General features: G+C 62.4%; 15 protein-coding genes and 1 pseudogene. 10 read left to right on the top strand and 6 right to left on the bottom strand.

The window, feature by feature from the left end; all coding sequences use genetic code 11:
* Nucleotides 1–97 precede the first annotated feature (97 nt).
* Nucleotides 98–1,027 carry a LysR substrate-binding domain-containing protein gene (locus HX805_RS32105; protein ID WP_003218560.1) on the bottom strand — a complete coding sequence of 310 codons (930 nt, stop codon included), beginning with the start codon at nt 1,025–1,027 and terminating at the stop codon, nt 98–100.
* 280 nt (nt 1,028–1,307) lie between these two features.
* On the opposite strand from HX805_RS32105, the gene HX805_RS32100 reads away from it, so the two are divergent.
* Complete coding sequence (locus HX805_RS32100; protein ID WP_102369226.1) at nt 1,308–2,540, top strand: MFS transporter; 1,233 nt, start codon at nt 1,308–1,310, stop codon at nt 2,538–2,540.
* Here HX805_RS32100 and HX805_RS32095 read toward each other — a convergent pair.
* Complete coding sequence (locus tag HX805_RS32095) at nt 2,478–3,392, bottom strand: LysR family transcriptional regulator (RefSeq protein WP_177117658.1); 915 nt, start codon at nt 3,390–3,392, stop codon at nt 2,478–2,480. The two genes, HX805_RS32100 and HX805_RS32095, sit on opposite strands and share 63 nt — an antisense overlap.
* Nucleotides 3,393–3,506: 114 nt before the next feature.
* Between HX805_RS32095 and HX805_RS32090 the strand changes: the two genes are divergently transcribed.
* From HX805_RS32090 to HX805_RS32055, 8 genes are all read left to right on the top strand, one after another.
* Nucleotides 3,507–4,388, top strand: coding sequence for a hypothetical protein (locus HX805_RS32090; RefSeq protein WP_177117657.1), 882 nt, complete (start codon nt 3,507–3,509; stop codon nt 4,386–4,388).
* Nucleotides 4,389–4,438: 50 nt separating this feature from the next.
* Nucleotides 4,439–5,665, top strand: coding sequence for a Xaa-Pro peptidase family protein (locus HX805_RS32085; protein WP_177117656.1), 1,227 nt, complete (start codon nt 4,439–4,441; stop codon nt 5,663–5,665).
* Nucleotides 5,666–6,054: 389 nt separating this feature from the next.
* On the top strand, nt 6,055–7,680 hold the full coding sequence (locus HX805_RS32080) for an ABC transporter substrate-binding protein (protein WP_177023318.1): 1,626 nt from the start codon (nt 6,055–6,057) through the stop codon (nt 7,678–7,680).
* Between the two features lie 68 nt (nt 7,681–7,748).
* On the top strand, nt 7,749–8,702 hold the full coding sequence (locus HX805_RS32075) for an ABC transporter permease (RefSeq protein WP_003218572.1): 954 nt from the start codon (nt 7,749–7,751) through the stop codon (nt 8,700–8,702).
* Nucleotides 8,699–9,535 carry an ABC transporter permease gene (locus tag HX805_RS32070; RefSeq protein ID WP_134326767.1) on the top strand — a complete coding sequence of 279 codons (837 nt, stop codon included), beginning with the start codon at nt 8,699–8,701 and terminating at the stop codon, nt 9,533–9,535. Before HX805_RS32075 ends, HX805_RS32070 begins: the two co-directional genes overlap by 4 nt.
* A gap of 2 nt (nt 9,536–9,537) precedes the next feature.
* Nucleotides 9,538–11,175, top strand: a complete 1,638-nt coding sequence (locus HX805_RS32065; RefSeq protein ID WP_177051871.1) for an ABC transporter ATP-binding protein — start codon at nt 9,538–9,540, stop codon at nt 11,173–11,175.
* Between the two features lie 86 nt (nt 11,176–11,261).
* Nucleotides 11,262–12,431, top strand: coding sequence for a hypothetical protein (locus HX805_RS32060; RefSeq protein WP_177051873.1), 1,170 nt, complete (start codon nt 11,262–11,264; stop codon nt 12,429–12,431).
* 144 nt (nt 12,432–12,575) lie between these two features.
* Nucleotides 12,576–13,451 (top strand): LysR substrate-binding domain-containing protein, encoded by an 876-nt coding sequence (locus HX805_RS32055; protein ID WP_008432889.1) that lies wholly within the window; start codon nt 12,576–12,578, stop codon nt 13,449–13,451.
* Here the strand turns inward: HX805_RS32055 and HX805_RS32050 are convergent.
* From HX805_RS32050 to fae, 4 genes are all read right to left on the bottom strand, one after another.
* A complete protein-coding gene (locus tag HX805_RS32050; RefSeq protein ID WP_177040191.1) occupies nt 13,398–14,771 on the bottom strand; it encodes an MFS transporter in 1,374 nt (457 codons plus the stop codon). The two genes, HX805_RS32055 and HX805_RS32050, sit on opposite strands and share 54 nt — an antisense overlap.
* A gap of 174 nt (nt 14,772–14,945) precedes the next feature.
* A complete protein-coding gene (locus HX805_RS32045; RefSeq protein WP_008432891.1) occupies nt 14,946–16,379 on the bottom strand; it encodes an NAD-dependent succinate-semialdehyde dehydrogenase in 1,434 nt (477 codons plus the stop codon).
* Nucleotides 16,376–17,410 carry an aldo/keto reductase gene (locus HX805_RS32040; RefSeq protein WP_102606526.1) on the bottom strand — a complete coding sequence of 345 codons (1,035 nt, stop codon included), beginning with the start codon at nt 17,408–17,410 and terminating at the stop codon, nt 16,376–16,378. The genes HX805_RS32045 and HX805_RS32040 overlap by 4 nt, the downstream gene beginning before the upstream one ends.
* A gap of 10 nt (nt 17,411–17,420) precedes the next feature.
* Nucleotides 17,421–17,933 carry a formaldehyde-activating enzyme gene (fae, locus tag HX805_RS32035; RefSeq protein WP_003212394.1) on the bottom strand — a complete coding sequence of 171 codons (513 nt, stop codon included), beginning with the start codon at nt 17,931–17,933 and terminating at the stop codon, nt 17,421–17,423.
* Between the two features lie 333 nt (nt 17,934–18,266).
* Between fae and HX805_RS32030 the strand changes: the two are divergent.
* A pseudogene (locus tag HX805_RS32030) lies at nt 18,267–18,534 on the top strand (ribonucleotide-diphosphate reductase subunit beta); the annotation flags it as partial.

Here is an 18,534-nt window from a genome sequence, read left to right as displayed (position 1 = left end):
GTTACTTTTGGGGCGTTTGCCAAAAGTGACCCGCTGTAAGAGCGGAACCATAAGTGGCCGTTACCGCAGCAATGGATATGTACACAAACCCCACTCCTCACCCAGCCGCCAAAGAAGGCTCCAACTGCCGCTGAGCCAACCAAATCTCCTCCTGCAACCACTGCGCAAACACCTGCAACTGCGGCGTATCCGTCTGCTCCGGTCGGGTCACCAGCCAATACGACTGATGCCCCTCCACATGCACATTCAGCACCTGCGTCAACTGCCCACTGGCCAGCTCCGAAGCGACCATATGCCAATCCGCAATGGTAATCCCCAACCCATCGATCGCCGCCCGGATCGCCAAATCCAGCAGGTCAAACTCATACCCCCCCTCGATATCAACCCCACTGATCCGCGCCGCATCCAGCCAATGCTTCCACGTCAGATACCGCTGATCCTCCCGCGCCAGCACATGCAGCAACGTCATGCGATTCAGATCAATCCCGTCACTCCACTCCCGGGCATACAACGACGGCGCACACACCGCGATATGCCGCTCCTGAATCAACAGCGAACTGTCCAACCCATCCCATTCCCCATCGCCAAACCGAATCGCACAATCCAGCGTACTGGTCTCCGCCAGGCTGTCCTGCAACCGCGTGGTAATGCTCAGCTCCAACTCCGGATGCTGCTCGCGCAAGCGCCCCAACCGCGGCATCAACCAACGATTGGTAAACGTCGGCGGCGCATTGATGTGCAACCGATTGGCATGGGACTTCTGCTGGATACTGCGCACCGTCAACTCGATCTTGTCGAACGACTGGTGCAACGCCCGCAGCAACACCCGCCCGGCACTGGTCAATTCCAGGTGATGGTGACGACGCTCCAGCAGGGCCTCGCCCAACTGTTCTTCAAGCTGGCGCACTTGGCGGCTGACCGCACTCTGCGTCACGTTCAACAGCTCGGCGGCCCGGGTAAAACTGCCGGTACTGCCGGCGACTTCGAAAGCTTTGAGGGCGTTGAGACCGGGCATTTTGCGTTTCATGGACGACACTCGGGAGCACAGGGGAAATAACCTGCACAACATACCTTTTTGTATTGGGTCAGCGGTAGCACCCCAGCCTGACAAACAATTAATCGTCACAAACGCTGAAAGTGTCGTTTATCGCTACAGACCGTCGCTCACGAATAAATAGCCTGCGTATAACGCATGCACACTAAGACAATTAAGCATTGGTCGTCGCCAGGCTATAAACGCTAGTCTGCCGATGTACTTCCTGTAACTTCGCCCCTCTCTTTCGCGATTAACTTATCGAGTCATCGCCATGTCCAACGCACCCGTTTCATCCCGGCGAAGTATTGGCTTGCTGGCACTGGTGTTTACCGCCTGCAACGCCACCACCCACGGTTTCAGTGTGTTCCTGTATTCGGCGCTGTTGCCGCAGATCCGCCTGGCCTTTGAGCTCAGTTACAGCCAGGCCGCATTGATCGCCGCGCTGTTGCAGCTGTTCTATATGGGCGCCTCGATTGCCAGCGGCCTGGCAGCGGCGTGGATCAGCCCGCGCAATATGGTGCGCCTGACCATCGTCCTCAGCCCCGCCCTGCTGGCCCTGGCCGTCGCCACGCCGTGGGTGCTGCCGTTTGCCCTGTGCCTGGCACTGGTGTCGGCTTGCGCGGTGTCGAACTGGAACGCGATTTCGGCCCTCGCTCAAGAGGTGATCCCGACTACACATCGCAGCCGGGTGCTGGGGCTGGCGTCCTCGGGCTCAGCCTTTGCGCTGTGCTTGAACGGGCTGTTGATCGCGCTCTTGCAGGGGTTGTCGTTGCGCCAGTTCTGGCTGATCTGCGCCGGGTTGACGCTGGTTGTCACGCTGTTGACCCTGTGGGCACTGGCCCCGATCAAGCAACCGGCACCACGCGAGACCATGGCGCCGGCGCTGAATCAAGTGCTGCGCCAATGGCTGAAGTTGTGCATGGCACAACCGGTGGCAATGCAGATCGTCTTGCTCAGCGCGTTTATCGGCGCCATCAGCGGGCCGTTTCTGAATTTCCTGTCGGCGTTCGTCAGCGAGCAGCTACAGGCCAGCGCTTCCGTCACCGGCTCGATGTGGACGCTGATCGGGATCGGCGGTGTGATCGGCGGCTTGCTGCTCGGCACGCTGGCAGATCGTTGGGGGGCGTTGCGGGTGATGGCCCTGAGTATCGGCGCGTTTGGTCTGAGCATGCTCGGCTTGCTCGGGCACCCGAGCCTGGTACTGAGCTGGCTGGCGGCCGGGCTGTTCGCGCTGTTCTATTTCCCGTGTTGGGGCTTGATGGCCGCCTACGTCGGTGCCCGGCTCAGCCCGGTGCACAGCCTGCAAGTGGTGAGCCTGAGCATGGTCAGCTACGGCCTGGCGAGTGCCACCGGCAATGCCTTGTGCGGCTGGCTGCTGCAAGTCACTGGCGAATTTGCGGTGGTGCACGGCTGGATCGCGGCCTGGGTGTTGGCCAGCCTGTTATTGCTCAAGCGCATGGCCCAGCGACACACCCGTGAAGCGCTGGCCGCCCAGATGCCCTGAGTGGCCCATTTGCCGACGCAGAATCTCCACCAGGGCATCCACTTCCGGCACCTGGCAACCGGCTGAGCGCCAGAACATCAGGCGCGCCGGGGCAATCGGCGGGAAGCCCTGGCGCTCGTCCAGAATCTGCCAGTCGGGTGGCACCAGGCGCCGCGCCATCACGCCCACCGACAAGCCCTGCTCGATCGCAATCGCAATGCCGCGCGGGCTTTGGCTGGTGTAAACCACCTGCCACGAGCGCCCGGACTGGGCCAGCGCCTGCACGGCGTTCGCACGGAACGCGCAGCCCTCGGCGTACACCGCCAACGGCACCGACTGACGCCCCACGCAACTCCAGCTGGGCGCCGCGACCCACACCAACGGCTCGTCGCACAGGTATTCCCCGCTGTGCAAACCTGCGTGTTCCACCCCCAGCACCAGGTCCAGCTCGCCCCGTTGCAGGCGCCCCACCAGGGCCGTCGACATCTCGCAGCACACATCGGGCCGTACCTGGGAGAACTGCGCCTGGAAGTCCTTGAGCATCCCGCCCAGGCAATACTCGGCGTAGTCCTCGGGCATGCCGAGGTGGATACACACCTGTTGATTGGGCAATTGCGCGGCGCTGACGGCCTCGCTGTGCAGCTTGAGGATCTGCCGGGCGTAGATCAAAAAGGTTTCGCCACCGGGGGTCAGGCCCACCGAGCGGCTGGTACGGCGGATCAGTGGCGTGCCGACGATGTCTTCCAGGCGTTGCAGGCTCTGGCTGACGGTGGATTGGGTCTTGTGCAGGCGCTCGGCGGCCGCCGAAAACCCCTGGCACTCGATAATTGCCACAAACACTTTAAGCAGGGTGCCATCCAGTTCGCCCGACATAACTATCGCCCTCGCCGATGGATTCGATCACAACTTGTAATTTCCACTTTGCACCTCGTTCAGCAACTATCGGGTCAGCCAAAAAACACCAACTGATAGTTCCGGGAGTCTTGCATGAGCCTTCAACTTGCTGACGCTGAAGTGGGCGATATCAGCGACATTATTAATACCGAGCTGTATCCCATACATGATTCGGGCCATGTTCAATTACAGGCCCTGATCGAACACGCCCGGGCCGAACTGGCCGAAGACGGCTGCTGCCTGCTGAAGAACTTCCTGCACCCCGCAGCGCTTGAGCAGGCGCGCCTGGAAGGTTTGGCGCTGTCGGGCAAGACGTTTTATTCGGTGCGCAAGGTCAACGCCTACTTCACCGAGGACGACTCCTCCCTGCCCCACGATGACCCGCGCCGCACGTTCATGGAGCGCACCAGCGGCTTTGTGACCCGCGACATGATCGCCCCGGACGCGATCATCCACCGGCTGTACGTGTCGCCGATGATGAAACGCTTTATCGGTGCCTGCCTGAATGAGCCGGAAATCTTCGAGTACGCCGACCCGTTCGCCGGGCTGGTGATCAACGTGATGCCGGACGGCACCGAGCAGCCCTGGCACTTCGATACCAACGAATTCATCGTCAGCATGATGACCCAGAAGCCCGAGGCCGGCGGCCTGTTCGAGTACGCGCCGATGATTCGCTCGCGCACCCAGGAGAACCTCGGCGCAGTCGGCAAGGTGGTGCGTGGCGAAGACCGTTCGCGGGTGCAGGAACTGGAGCTGAATCCCGGCGATTTGCAGATATTCAAAGGGCGTTTTTCGGTGCACCGGGTGACCCGCGTGGAAGGCGCCACCGAGCGCAACACGGCGATCTTCGCCTACTCCGAAAAGCCCGGAATCATTGGCCGTGCCCAGCGCACCAAGCAGCTTTACGGACGCCTGTCCGAAGCCCATCTGCAAGCCGAACGCAACCTGGTCCGCAGCGACCAGTTGCTCGACTGATTCATACCTAAAAAACCTTGAAACCGTATTTGCCCTGCGAGGAACACCCTATGAGTCTGTCCGGCCCCAACCGCAACCCCGCTGACTGCGAACCTACCCATGACGAGATCCAGCAGATCCAGTTGGACCGTCTGCAACGGGTACGCAACGAGCTGAAAAAACGCGACTACGCCGCCTGCGTAGTGTTCGACCCTACCCACATGCGCTACGCCACCGGCTCACGCAACATGCAGGTGTACTCGGCGCGCAACCCGGCCCGCTATGCGTTTATCCCGGCAGAAGGCCCGGTGGTGGTGTTCGAGTTCGGCGGCTGCCTGCACCTGGCCGAAACCCTCAACACCGTCGATGAAGTGCGCCCGGCCAAAGCCATCTCCTATTACTTCTGCGAAAGTTTCCTGGGCAATGTCACCGCCGACTGGGCCGCGGAAATCGATGAGCTGGTGCGCAAATGCGGCGGCGGAAAACGCATCGCCATTGAAAGCGCCACCTCCGCTGCGGCCTTCGAACTGCAAAAGCTCGGCTATCAGATATTTGATGCCCAGGAACCGCTGGAACGTGCGCGCTGCATCAAGGTGCCGAACGAACTCAAGATGATCCGCGCCAGCCTGCGTGCCACCGAAGCCGGGGTGCGCCTGATGGAAAGCAAACTCACCCCCGGCATCAGCGAGAACGAGCTGTGGTCGCACCTGCACCAGCACGTGATCGCCACCGACGGTGATTACGTCGAGACCCGCCTGCTGTCCTCCGGCCCACGCACCAACCCGTGGTTCCAGGAGTGCAGCACCCGGCCCATCGAAGCCGGCGACCTGGTAGCGCTGGACACTGACGTGGTCGGGCGTTTCGGCTACTACGCCGACTTCTCGCGGACCTTCCTGTGCGGTGAACAAGCCGCCACCGCCAAGCAGCAGGAGCTGTACAAACTGGCCTACGAGCAAGTGCAGACCAACATGGAAATGCTCAAGGCCGGGCGCAGTTTCAAGGAGTACGCGGAACTGGCCTGGAAGATTCCCGAGCATTACAAAAACAACCGTTACTTCGCCCTGGTGCACGGGGTTGGCATGACCGGTGAATACCCCTACGTGGTGCACCGCGAAGACATTGATGCCCTGGGCTACGACGGCGTGTTCGAAGCCGGCATGACCATCTGCGTGGAAAGCTACATCGGCCACGACGACGGCGGCGAAGGGGTCAAGCTCGAAGAGCAGATCTACATCCACGAACACGGCATCGAGTTGCTCTCCGACTACCCGTTCGACCCGCGCTTGTTGAGGTACTGATCGTTCCCACGCTCTGCGTGGGAATGCATCCCGTGACGCTCTGCGTCACCGTTTCGCAGAGGGGACGCGGAACGTCCGGGGCGGCATTCCCACGCAGAGCGTGGGAACGATCGGTCGGTGGGGAGCGACATGTAACATGCGTTTATAGAACGTTCCAACGCAGAATTTGTCGTTTGTCGATCTTTGCGCAAATGACAAAACTGCGGGCATCTCTAATAAAAACAACATGAGAGCTGCCCTATGTCCTGTCCCATTGCCACCCTCCCGACTTCGTTGCGCCTTGTTCTTCTGCCGGCTTCACAGCGGTCACGGTCGCGCCTTCGCGGCGCTTGCCATTGACCCTTGCGGTTCAACAAAAAAACGCATATTCGCAAGTACCGGAGAGGCTTATGAAAGAGTTGACTACCCTGGACGGCGCCGCGCCGCATCCAGCCGTAAATGATCTGTGTGCCCAAGTGCAAAGCGGCGAAATCAACCGTCGCCAATTCCTGCGCACGGCCGCGCTGCTGGGCATCACCGTCGCCAGTGCCAGCACCTTTCTCGGTTCCGCACTGCTGGGCAATCACGCCCAGGCCGCCGAGCCACGCCAGGGCGGCAGCCTGCGGTTTGCCTGCGCGATCCAGGAAATCCAGGACCCGATGCTGATCACCTGGATCGAAGCCTCGAACCTGCTGCGCAACTCGGTGGAATACCTGACCTGGGTCGACGCCGACAACATCACCCACCCTTACCTCGCCGAGAGCTGGAGCCCGTCGGAAGACCTCGCCACGTGGACCTTCAACCTGCGCCAGAACGTGAAGTGGAGCAACGGCGACACCTTCAACGTCGACGACGTGCAGCACAATATCGAACGCTGGATCGCCGCCGATTCCAAGTCGGTGAACCGCACCGCGTTCCAGGACATCAAGGCCTTCGAAAAAGTCAGCGAGTTCCAGTTCCGCCTGGTGCTCAAGCGGCCGATCCTGGCGATCCCGGAGATGCTCAACGCCTTCACCTGCGCCATCGTGCACCGCAGCTTCAAGGCCGGTGACGACTGGGCGAAAAACCCGCTGGGCACCGGGCCGTTCAAGCTGGTTTCATTCGCCGTGAACAAGCAGGCGACCTTCGCCAAGCGCGCCGATTACTGGGGCAAACCAGCCAACCTTGACGAGTTGCGCTACATCGACATGGGCACCGACGTGTCCACCCACCTCGCCGCCCTGCAAGCCGGGCAAGTCGACGTGCTGTACCGCGTGACGGTGGCTGAACTGGACCTGGCCAAGCGCTTGCCCGGGGCCCAGTTGCTGACCTGCAAGTCGGCGCAAACCGTGGTGATGCGCATGGCCTGCGACCAGAAGCCGTTCACCGACCTGCGCATCCGCAAGGCGGTGGTGCTGTGCGCCGATAATGCGCAGATGCTGAAGATCGCCTATCGCGGCATGGGCACCCTCGGCGAAGACCACCATGTGGCGCCTTCCCACCCTGAATATTTCCCGCTGCCCAAGCGCAACCGCGACGTGGCGGCGGCGAAGAAGCTGCTGGCCGAGGCCGGCTTCCCGAACGGCATCGACATTGACCTGATCGTCGGCAACACCCAGGGCCGCTATGAACAGGACTGCGCGCAGATCCTGCAACAGAACTGCCTGGAAGCCGGGATCCGCATCAACCTCAAGGTGATCCCTGCTGCACAGTACTGGCCGATCTGGGACAAGGCTGCTTTCAGCCTGACCTACTGGGCCCATCGCCCGCTCGGTGTGATGTCCCTGGAACTGGCCTACCGTGGCGGTGGTGCCTGGAACGAAAGCCATTACAGCGACCCGGCGTTCGATGCCGCGCTGGACAAGGCCATGGGCATCATCGACCCGAAACAGCGCGCCGTGGCGATGGAAGATGTCGAACGCATCCTGCAGGACGCCTGCGTGATCGTGCAGCCGTTCTGGGGCGACAAGTTCACCGCCGTGAGCAAAAAGGTCCAGGGCTTCCAGGTGCACCCTTCCGACTTCTACCCGATGGACAGTGTGTGGATGAGCGCTTGATTTAGCGCACGCCCTCCTCCCTGCCCGCACACGGGCAGGCATCCCTTGAACAGTCGGAGCATGCACCCATGGCTCATTTTCTGATGCGCAAGTTATTGGCGCTGGTGGCGACCCTGCTGTCGGTGTCATTGATCGTGTTCCTGGCCCTGGAACTGAATATCGAAGACGTGGCGATCAACGTCCTCGGCCCCTACTCCGCCGCCGACCAGCGCGCCGCGTGGCTGGTGGAACATGGCTATAACCAACCCTTTGTGTGGCGCTACCTGGTGTGGCTCAAGGACTTTGTCAGCGGCGACTGGGGCACCTCGGTGTACTTTCGCGAATCAGTGATCAAGCTGCTGCTGCCAAACCTCGCGCAAACCCTGACCCTGGCCGGCCTGGCCTTGCTGGTGATGGTGCCGGTGGCGTTGACCCTCGGCATTCTGGCCGGGATTCGCCAGGGCTCGGCGCTGGACCGCCTGGTGTCGTTCCTGTCGATCGTCACCACCTCGATTCCCGACTTCGCCAGCGCGGTGTTCGTCTCCGCGATCTTTGTGTTCTGGCTTAACTGGCTGCCCGGTGTGAGCAGCATGAGCGAAGGCTTCAGCGTCGTGCAATTGGTGCTGCCACTGATGGTGCTGTGCCTGTTCGGCATCGGTTACCTGGCGCGCATCACCCGGGCCTCGATGGTGGAAGTGATGCAGGCGCCGTACATCCGCACGGCGCGGCTCAAGGGGGCGTCGACCTCACGCATTGTGCTGCGGCATGCCCTGCGCAATGTGCTGATCGCGCCGGTCACGGTGATCATGCTGTACATCCCGTGGCTGCTGTCGAACGTGATCGTGGTAGAGGTGTTCTTCGCCTACAAGGGCTTCGGCTCGCTGCTGTACACCGCCTCGCTGAACCATGACGTGTACCTGATCGAAGCCTGCGCGATGGTCAGTGCCGTGGTGGTGGGCATCACCAAGATCTTCTCGGACCTGGCCTACACCTGGCTCAACCCGCGCATCACCCTGCGCAGCCTCGGCGGAGGTGCCCAATGAACCTGCTGCACTCGTTCAAACATCCCTTGGCATTGCTCGGCCTGCTGCTGGTGGGCGGCTGGGTGCTGATCGCGCTGTTCGCACCGTGGATCGCGCCCCATGATCCGCTGGAAAGCTTCACGCCCTTGCTCACGCCAATGACCGTCGGCGACAACGGCCAGAGCTTCCTGCTGGGCACCGACATGATTGGCCGCGACATTCTCTCGCGGCTGATCTGGGGCACCCGTACCGTGCTGTTCTGGTCGATCCTCGCCACGCTCACCGCGTTTGCCGTGGGCATCGCCATGGGCCTGTGCGCCGGCTACTTCAACGGCTGGGTCGACAGCGTGCTGTCGTATGTGGCCGACACGGTGCTGTCGTTCCCGGTGCTGGTGTTGTACATCGTGATCATCATCGCCCTCGGTGCTTCGGCGCTGAATATCCTGATTGCGGTGACCTTCACCAGCGCACCGGCGATCTTCCGGATCATGCGCGCCCTGACCATCGACATCCGCTCGCGAGACTACGTGCTCAGCGCCATCACCCAGGGCGAAGGCTCGCTGCGGATCATGCTGGTGGAAATCCTGCCCAACTGCGGCGGGCCGCTGATTGTCGATTTCTGCCTGCGCATCGGCTACACCGCGATCATGATCGGCGCCCTCGGCTTCCTGGGCCTCGGGCTGCCGCCGCCCACACCGGACTGGGGCGGCATGATCAATGACGGCCGCGCCATGGCCATCGCCTTCCCGCACCTGGTGATCTTCCCGTGCATCGCCATCTCCACCCTGATGCTGGGCCTGAGCCTGTTGGCGGACGGCCTGGATGAACACGCCCAGAAAGGCGCAAGGAGTTGAGCATGAACCACACGCAAGTACTGCGGGTGCAGAACCTGTCCATCGAATTACCCGCCGGCGCCGACCGCAGCCACGCGGTGCAAGGCATCAGCCTGGAAGTGCGCAAGGGCGAAATCCTCTGCGTGATCGGCGAGTCCGGCTCCGGCAAGTCCGTGCTGTCGGCGGCGATCATGGGCGACTATGCCAAGGGTTTGCGGCATACCGAAGGCGTGATCGACTTCCTCGGCGATGACATTTGCACCCTCGACGAGGAGCGTTTGCGCCAGCTGCGGGGCAACCGTATCGCGATGATTTTCCAGGAGCCCATGGCGGCGCTGAACCCGGCGATTCGCATTGGCAAGCAAGTGGAAGAGATCTTCGATATTCACGCACCGCAGATGCCGGCGGCGGAGCGTCGCGAGCGCATGTTGGCGCTGCTGGAATCCACCCAACTACCGGACCCGCCACGCATCGCCAACAGCTTTGCGCACCAATTGTCTGGCGGCCAGTGCCAGCGAGTGGTGATTGCCATGGCGCTGGCGATGAACCCGGACCTGCTGATCGCCGACGAACCCACCACGGCGCTGGACGTGACCACCCAGGCGCAAGTGCTGAAGCTGGTGCGCGAGCTGCGCGGCCGCGGGCAACACGGCATTCTGTTTATCACCCATGACTTCGGCGTGGTGGCGCAGATTGCCGACCGTATCGCGGTGATGGAAGGCGGCCGGCTGGTGGAAATCGGCGAGCGCGACCAGGTGCTGAATGCCCCGGCCCACGCCTACACCCGCAAGCTGATTGCGGCCGTGCCGGCGCTGCACCCGGAGCTGCACAAGCCGAGTGCCGACGGCGAGCTGGCATTGCGCATCGAGCACCTGACCAAGACCTACACCGTCGGCGGCAGCTCGGTGGCGGCCTTGCGCAATGTCTCGCTGCAACTGCCACGGGGCAAGACCCTGGCGATTGTCGGCGAGTCCGGTTCGGGCAAAAGCACGTTGGTGAAAGCCGCGATCCGCCTGGTGGACAGCGACAGCGGCCACGTATGGGTCGGTGACACCGACTTCCTGGCCCTGCGCGGCTCGGCGCTGGCGGCGAATCGTCGGCGCATCCAGATGATTTTCCAGGACCCGTATGGCTCGCTCAATCCTCGGCACCGGGTGGGCGACATCATCGCCCGCGCCGCGCAATTGCGCGGGTTGTCGGCCAAGGATGCGTGGGCTGAAGCCGGTGATTTGCTGGAACAGGTGGGCCTCAAGCGCGACGCCCTCAAGCGCAAGCCCCGGCAGTTCTCCGGCGGCCAGCGCCAGCGCATCGGCATCGCCCGCGCCCTGGCGATGCGCCCGGAAGTGTTGATCGCCGATGAGAGCGTGTCAGCCCTGGATGTCTCGGTGCAGAAACAGGTGCTGGAACTGCTGGCCGAACTGCAGCAGCGCCTGAACCTGAGCATCCTGTTCATCACCCACGACCTGCGGGTGGCGGCGCAGATCAGCGACTACATCGCGGTGATGCGCCAGGGCGAAGTCGTGGAATACGGCACTGCCGAGCAAGTGTTGCTGCGACCTCAGAACACTTACACCCAGACCTTGCTGGCCGCCGCCCCCGGCGCCTCGGAGCTGCCCACGGCAGGCCCGCCGTTGCGGCTGATTCGCCCGCAAGCGCACTGAGTCAACCCTTTACCCCGCGTCGCAGCGTTCGTTGCGGCAAGGGGCTGCTGTTGCCCCAAAAAATAACCAATAACGAGAGCAAAACCATGCGACCAACCTTCCGTTACATCGCTCTGGTCCCTGTGCTTGGCGCCCTTGCGGCACCGGCCATGGCCATTCAAGTCACCGACAACCTCGACCTCGGCGGCGCCGTGCGCGCCCGTTGGGACTACGACCCGGATCGCGACATCCAGAAGTTCGGCCTCGACACCGCGTACCTCAGCGCCAAGTACAACTCCGACACCTGGATCGGCGAGGCGCAGTACCGCTTCTACGGGCGCTCCTATCCGTACCAGTACACCAAGAACTACGGCGATATCCAGTTCGCCAAGTTCGCCTGGGTGGGCTACAAGTTCAACCCCGACCAACAGGTGCAAGTGGGTTTGAACACCGTGCCGTTTGGCTTGCAGCCGTACTTCGGCAGCACCTTCTACGAAACCCTGGGCAACGTGATCGGCCTGGAAGATGTGCAGCAGGTGGGCGCCAAGTACATCCAGCAAAGCGGCGACTGGAACATCCAGGCCGGTTACTACCTGCGCCCGGCGTGGCAAGGCAAAGGCACGAGCAAGGGCGTGACCTACTCCAGCGTGATCTCCGAGGCCGACAGCTACGTGGGCGACGGCAGCAACAACCAGGAACGCAATACCGTGGTGGTGCGGGTGGCCAAGGCCATGGACCTGGGCGGGTGGAAATCGGAAGTCGGGCTGTCCGGCCTGACCTCCACCCTGGAGAACAAGGACACCAACGACGATGGCCGACGCAATGCGGTGGCGATCCACTACCTGGGCAAGAACGGCCCGTGGGGCGTGCAATTGCAGGCGGCACGCCAGCAGATGTCGCCGCGCAACCCGGGCACCGACAGCGTGGTGACCCTGGGCGGGTATGACGGCACGTTCAACGTGGCCAGCCGCGGCAATCTGTATGTGGCGGATTTGAGCTACGACGTGGCCGGCAAGTACCTGTTTGACCAGGTCAGCGGTGTGAAGCTGTATGCCAACTACAGCGCGTTTGACAAGTCCGAGGATCAGTTCAAGACCTCACAGCGGGTGATCCTGGGCACGTCGTTTTCGGTGAGTAAACTGTGGGTGGCCACGGAGTGGTTGATCGGCAAGAACGACCCGTATATTGGCGGGAGCAGCTATACCGAGAGCCTGGGGGCTGGGGGGAGTAACCAGTGGGAGAATCAGTTGTATATGAACATTGGGTACTACTTCTAAAATAGGCGGCGTCTTCACTGACGCCTTCGCGAGCAAGCCCGCTCCCACATTTTGACCGCGGCGCCGATCAAATGTGGGAGCGGGCTTGCTCGCGAAGAGGCCGCCAAAAACACCCATAAAAACAACAGGTGTGGAATCCATTTCATGCGCCAACTGCCCTCCCTCAACATGCTCCGTGTCTTCGAAGAAGTCGCCCGCCACCGCAGCTTCAGCCAGGCCGCCGTGGGCCTCAACGTCACCCAGGGCGCCGTCAGCCGCCAGATCAAACAACTGGAAGACTACCTCGGCGTCGCCCTCTTCATCCGCACGCCCCAGGGCCTGTCCCTGACCGAAGCCGGCTTCGCCCTCTCCCCGCACCTGAGCGACGCCTTCGACCATATCGAGCGCGCCCTGCACGCCGTGCGCGTGCCCAACCTGCGCCAGCGCCTGCGCATCGTCGCGCCACCCACCTGGGCCACCCGCTGGCTGTCCGCCCACCTGCGCCGGTTTTGCGAGCGTTACCCGGACATCAACCTCAGCGTCACCCACCAGAACACCCATGCGAGCCTGGCGGAAATCGACTGCCAGGTCCGCTTCGGCCTGGAAGCGGCCACGCAGTGCAGCAGTGAACTGTTGGTGATGGAACGCCACATCGCCGTCGCCAGCCCGGAACTGTTCAGCGACGGTCAGCCGCCCGACCTGCGGCGCTTTCCGCTGCTGCACATCCTGCACGACGGCAAGCGCTTGAAGGTCTGGGAGAACTGGCTGGCGGCCATGGGCCGGGAAGATATCGATGCAGGCCAGGGCCTGGAATTCAGCACCCTGGACCAGGTGATCCACACCGCCCTGGCCGGCGGTGGGCTGGCGGTGATCGACCGGCAGATGATCGAGCGTGAACTGGCGAATGGCAGCCTGCTGCCGATCACCCCGGTGGAGGTGATCGGCCCGTATGGCTATTGGCTGGATGTGGCAAGTGACAAGCAGGGTTTATCCAAGGTTCGGTTGTTTACGCAGTGGTTGAACCGGGTGAGCAATCCCTGACACCGCAGGCTCGGCCTTGCACGCCTGGCTCAACGTCAACGCCTTGGTTTCCGGCGCCCAGGCCCAGGAGATGATCGCGCCCAGCACCAGGATCGCGGCGAGGATGCCCATGGTCGGGCTCAGGCCGATCCCCGCTACGCTCACCGGCAACAGGAAGGTACTCACCGCCGAACCCAGGCGGCTGATGGCTGTGGCAAGGCCGATGCCGCTGGCCCGCACTTCGGTCGGGAAGCTCTCCGCCGGGAATACGCCCACCAGGTTGCTCACCGCCGACAGCACCAGGGTGAAGACGCCGAACGTCAGCACCATCAACCACGCCATGCTGCCCGGCAATACCGCCAGCAGGAACAGCGCCGCCGCCAGGATGATGAACGAGTTGATCAGGAAGCCCCGCCGGGAGAATTTCACGGTGCACCAGATGCCGATCAAGGCGCCGATGATCAGCAGCAGGTTGAGCATCAGCTCGGTGCCAAAACCTTCAGCCAGGCCCATCTTCTGCAGGATCGACGGCAGGAAGGTGTAGATGGCGAAGTACGGCATCACGATGCACACGAAGAACAGGCAGTTGAACGCGGTGCGCTTGCGGTATTCACGGCTGAACAGCACGCCGTAGCCGGAACGGGTTTGCGTCGACGGTTCTTCATCGAGGACCACGTGTTCGCCGAGGTGTTTCTTGACGATGGCTCGGGCCTCGGCAATCCGGCCCTGGTTGATCAGCCAGCGCGGCGATTCGGGCGTGCCGATGCGCGCGATCAGGATCAGCCCGGCAGGAATTGCCGACGATGCGAGCATCCAGCGCCAGGCATCATCGCCGAGGCTGAGCATGGCGGTGCCGACGAAAGTCGCGGCCACGTAACCAACCGTCCACACCACGCTGAAGGAGCCCAGCAATACCCCGCGATGTTTCCTGGGCGAGAACTCGGCAAGCATCGCGTGGCCGACGCTGAAGTCGCCGCCCAGGCCGATACCGATCAACACCCGGCAGAGGAACAGGCCCATGGCGGTTTCGGCGTAGAACTGCATCACCGAGGCAACGGTGATCAGGACGAAGCTGACCAGGAAGATTTTCTGCCGGCCGAGGGTGTCGGAGATCCAGCCAAAGAACAGGCTGCCCATAAACAGGCCGATCAGGGCCGAGGCGCCGATCAGGCCTTGCCAGAAGGCGTCCAGTTGCATCTGTGGGCTGAGCAAGGTGAAGGCAATGCCGATCAGGCCGAGGATGTAGCCGTCGGTGAAGTGGGCGCCGAAGGTCAGGCCGGCGATTTTAAGGTGGAAGCGACCGATGGGCAGGTCGTCGATTTTGATGGGTTGAGTGGACATGGTGTTCTCCATATTTTTGTTTTTGACGGAGTAACAGCGGGCAAGCCCATTTCCCTGTGGGAGCGGGCTTGCTCGCGAAGGCGGTGTGTCAGTCAATGCATGTGGTGGCAGGCCCACCGCTTTCGCGAGCAAGCCCGCTCCCACATTGGATCGGTGTTGTTCGGGAGAGCGGGGTCAGAGACCGCCCATCAACAGGTATTTGATCTCCAGGTAATCCTCCAGGCCGTACCTGGAACCTTCACGGCCCAGGCCCGACTCCTTGATCCCGCCAAACGGTGCGACTTCGGTGGAGATGATCCCTTCGTTGATCCCGACCATGCCCGCTTCCAGGCCTTCGGCCATGCGCCATACGCGGCCGATGTCGCGGCTGTAGAAGTAGGCCGACAAGCCGAACGGCGTGTCATTCGCCCGTTGCAGCACTTCGGCTTCGTCCTTGAAGCGGAAGCAGGCCGCCACCGGGCCGAAGGTTTCTTCCTGGGCAATCAGCATCTCGCCGTGGGCTTCGGTGAGGATGGTCGGTTCGAAGAACGTCCCGCCCAAGGCATGGCGACGGCCGCCGCACAGCAGCTTGGCGCCTTTCTCCAGGGCGTCGCCGACGTGGGCTTCAACCTTGGCCAACGCGGCCGCATTGATCAGCGGGCCTTGTTCGGTTTCGCCCTCGAGGGCGCTGCCGACGCGCATCGCAGAGACCGCTTCGGCCAGCTTGCGGGTGAACGCATCGTACACACCGTCCTGGATAAAGAAGCGGTTGACGCAGACGCAGGTCTGCCCGGTATTGCGAAACTTGGAAGCCATGGCGCCTTTGACGGCAGCGTCCAGGTCGGCATCGTCAAACACGATAAAGGGTGCGTTGCCGCCCAGTTCCAGGGAGACCTTTTTCAGGGTGTCGGCGGCCTGGCGCATCAGCAGCTTGCCGGTGCGGGTGGAGCCGGTGAAGGACAGCTTGCGCACAATGCTGGAGGCTTGCAGTGCGCCACCGATGGCCACGGCATCGCCGGACACGATGTTGAACACGCCCGCAGGAATCCCGGCCTGTTCTGCCAACACCGCCAGGGCAAAGGCCGACAGCGGGGTTTCTTCCGACGGTTTGAGAATCATCGTGCACCCCGCCGCCAGCGCCGGGCCGACCTTGCGGGTGACCATGGCCAGGGGAAAGTTCCACGGGGTGATCGCCGCGACCACGCCAATGGCTTCCTTGGTCACGATGATCCGCGCGTCGGCCTTGTGGCTCGGGATCACGTCGCCATAGGCACGCTTGGCTTCTTCGGCAAACCATTCGAGGAAGCTCGCCGCGTAGACCACTTCGCCCATGGCTTCGGCCAGCGGCTTGCCCTGTTCCAGGCTGAGCAGGTGGGCCAGGTCCTTCTGGTTGCTCAGCATCAACTCGCTCCAGCGCTTGAGTCGCTGGCTGCGTTCCTTGGCGGTGAGCTTGCGCCAGGCCGGCAACGCGCGGTTGGCGGCGGCAATGGCCAGGTTGGTTTCTTCAGCACCGGCGCGTTGTACTTCGGCGATCTGCGCACCATTGGCCGGGTTGCGCACCGGGTAGACCGGCCCACCGCTGGACCATTGGCCATCAATGAAATTGCCTGTGCGAATCAGCGGGTTCATGCCACGGCCTCTATCAGGTTAAAACGGTCCAGGCCCGGACGGGCGCTGCGCAAGATGCGTTTGCCGGCGGTGTAGTCGTTGATCACATCGCACGGCGTGTAGTTGCGTTCCAGCTCGTGCAGTTCTTCGGCATCCAGTTGGGTGTCGAGGGCTGCAAGCGCGCTATCAAATTGTGCGGTGGTGTCGGCGCCCACCAGCATCACGTCCACACCCGGATGATTGGCCACCCAGGCCTGGGCAATCTGTGCGTTGGACACGCCACGGGCACGGGCCACACGTTGCACCGAGTGGGCGATGTCGAACGACGCCTGGTCGCTGTACATCTGCTGGGTGAAGAAGTCGGTCTGGTTGCGGGTCGACTGCACTTCGCCAGTGAGCAAGCCACGGGCCAGCGGGCTGAACACCGACACGCCCAGGCCCTGGTCGCGGCAGAACGGGATCATCTCGCGCTCTTCCTCGCGGTAGGCGCAGTTCAGTTGCAGCTGCATGTTGATCGGCTTGACCCAGCCATTGCGCTCGCAGGCCATGAGGATTTTTGCCAGTTGCCCGGTGAGCATGGTCGACACGCCGATGTAGCGCGCCTTGCCGGAACGCACGATGTCGTTGAGGGCGCCCATGGTTTCTTCCACCGGGGTGTTCACGTCGAAGTAATGCAGCATGAACACGTCGACGTAATCCATGCCAAGGCGGCTCAGGGACGCGTCGATGCTGTCCATGATGTGCTTGCGCGAATGGCCGCTGGCATTGATGCCGCTGCGGGTGCCGTAGCCGACCTTGGTGGTGACCACGATGTCTTCACGGCGCGCAACGCGCTTGAGGATGCGCCCGACCACTTCTTCGCCGACACCTGCGGAGTAGAAGTCCGCCAGGTCGATGAAGTTGACACCGTTGGCCAGGGCATGGGCAACGATGGGTTCGCTTTGTTTCTCGTCGAAGATCCACGGTTTCCAGTCCGGGGTGCCCATGTTCATGGTGCCCAGGCACAGGCGCGAGACTTGCAGGCCGGAGTTGCCCAAACGGATGTATTGCATGGGAATGTCCTCAGGCTTTTGGCGTGTAGAAAGGGTTGCTGATGTGGTTGACCACATCCGCCAGTTGCGCGGTGTGCGGCAAGCCTGTGAGGGCGGCGCGGATCGCGGTGCGGCAGGCGTTGTAGTTGTTCAGGTAGACCGCATCCAGGTCGTCGCAGGCCGGGTTGACCCAGTTGGCGGTGACAATCGCCCACTCGTCCTCGGCTTCCGGCGGCAGGGTGCCGTCGAGCAGGGCTTCGAGCACCGCCTTGGCGATCCCGGCCTGGGACGCGCCCCAGGTGGCATTGCCGTGCAGGTCGCTGCCGATGGCGGCCTTGTTGACGTAGAGGGTCATGGGTTTGACCGGGATGTTCGGCTGGGCAATCACCATGAACGGGCAATGGCCCTGGCTTGGCGACGCCAAACTGTTGGCAAACGCCTGGCCGGCCGGACCGTTGCGCGGGCCGATGAGGATGTTGATGTGGGCAGCATTGACGCCTGGGCCTTCGAAGCCTTCGCCGATGTACAGATCAAGTGCTTTCATTTCGCAAACGCTCTTTTTTGTTATGGGGAGCTGGTTGGCGAATTTTTAGCACTGGCCCGGGTAGCGGCCGTAACCATTAAAAGTCATGGGGCTGTGAGTTTTAGTCATGGCCCTGCGACCATCGGCCTGGTCTTGTGCGTTGACCATCGTTGTTACACCCCATATAGTGTGCCCACAAACAAAGACAACCACTACATAGTGTGCAAGAACGCTGAACACCGACCACACTATGCGCCGTATTTCAATGCCTTGAAGCCTGCAAAACGCACATTTTTGAACACGCTGGGTGAATCGAAACCCACGCCGTCAGACGGACCACGAAGGAGCAATTCAATGCTGAGTTGGGATGAAGCAGATCAACCAGACACCGGTGACGTAGTCATCCGGGGCGCCAACGCCGGCCACGCCACCGAAGCCAACATGGACCGCCTCGACGGTGCCGGCGCTGCCGCCGCCCTTGAAGCCCGCAACGTGACCGCCAGCGACTCCGCCGCGATCATCCGGGCCAAGGCCGCCCTCGACAAACTCGACGTCGCCGAAGGCCTCGCCGAACTCGAAGGCTCCGCCGCCCGCGTCGCTGTTGACGAAAAGCGCATGATCA

It is taken from the genome of Pseudomonas sp. G5001 (genome assembly GCF_013385475.1).
Taxonomy (GTDB): Bacteria; Pseudomonadota; Gammaproteobacteria; order Pseudomonadales; family Pseudomonadaceae; genus Aquipseudomonas.
This window is presented reverse-complemented; position numbering and strand designations above follow the sequence as displayed.

What these genes read in the sequence shown, in the direction of transcription:
- HX805_RS32105 (WP_003218560.1), bottom strand. Translation starts at nt 1,027, where the DNA reads ATGAAACGCAAAATGCCCGGTCTCAACGCCCTCAAAGCTTTCGAAGTC.
- HX805_RS32100 (WP_102369226.1), top strand. Translation starts at nt 1,308, where the DNA reads ATGTCCAACGCACCCGTTTCATCCCGGCGAAGTATTGGCTTGCTGGCA.
- HX805_RS32095 (WP_177117658.1), bottom strand. Translation starts at nt 3,392, where the DNA reads ATGTCGGGCGAACTGGATGGCACCCTGCTTAAAGTGTTTGTGGCAATT.
- HX805_RS32090 (WP_177117657.1), top strand. Translation starts at nt 3,507, where the DNA reads ATGAGCCTTCAACTTGCTGACGCTGAAGTGGGCGATATCAGCGACATT.
- HX805_RS32085 (WP_177117656.1), top strand. Translation starts at nt 4,439, where the DNA reads ATGAGTCTGTCCGGCCCCAACCGCAACCCCGCTGACTGCGAACCTACC.
- HX805_RS32080 (WP_177023318.1), top strand. Translation starts at nt 6,055, where the DNA reads ATGAAAGAGTTGACTACCCTGGACGGCGCCGCGCCGCATCCAGCCGTA.
- HX805_RS32075 (WP_003218572.1), top strand. Translation starts at nt 7,749, where the DNA reads ATGGCTCATTTTCTGATGCGCAAGTTATTGGCGCTGGTGGCGACCCTG.
- HX805_RS32070 (WP_134326767.1), top strand. Translation starts at nt 8,699, where the DNA reads ATGAACCTGCTGCACTCGTTCAAACATCCCTTGGCATTGCTCGGCCTG.
- HX805_RS32065 (WP_177051871.1), top strand. Translation starts at nt 9,538, where the DNA reads ATGAACCACACGCAAGTACTGCGGGTGCAGAACCTGTCCATCGAATTA.
- HX805_RS32060 (WP_177051873.1), top strand. Translation starts at nt 11,262, where the DNA reads ATGCGACCAACCTTCCGTTACATCGCTCTGGTCCCTGTGCTTGGCGCC.
- HX805_RS32055 (WP_008432889.1), top strand. Translation starts at nt 12,576, where the DNA reads ATGCGCCAACTGCCCTCCCTCAACATGCTCCGTGTCTTCGAAGAAGTC.
- HX805_RS32050 (WP_177040191.1), bottom strand. Translation starts at nt 14,771, where the DNA reads ATGTCCACTCAACCCATCAAAATCGACGACCTGCCCATCGGTCGCTTC.
- HX805_RS32045 (WP_008432891.1), bottom strand. Translation starts at nt 16,379, where the DNA reads ATGAACCCGCTGATTCGCACAGGCAATTTCATTGATGGCCAATGGTCC.
- HX805_RS32040 (WP_102606526.1), bottom strand. Translation starts at nt 17,410, where the DNA reads ATGCAATACATCCGTTTGGGCAACTCCGGCCTGCAAGTCTCGCGCCTG.
- fae (WP_003212394.1), bottom strand. Translation starts at nt 17,933, where the DNA reads ATGAAAGCACTTGATCTGTACATCGGCGAAGGCTTCGAAGGCCCAGGC.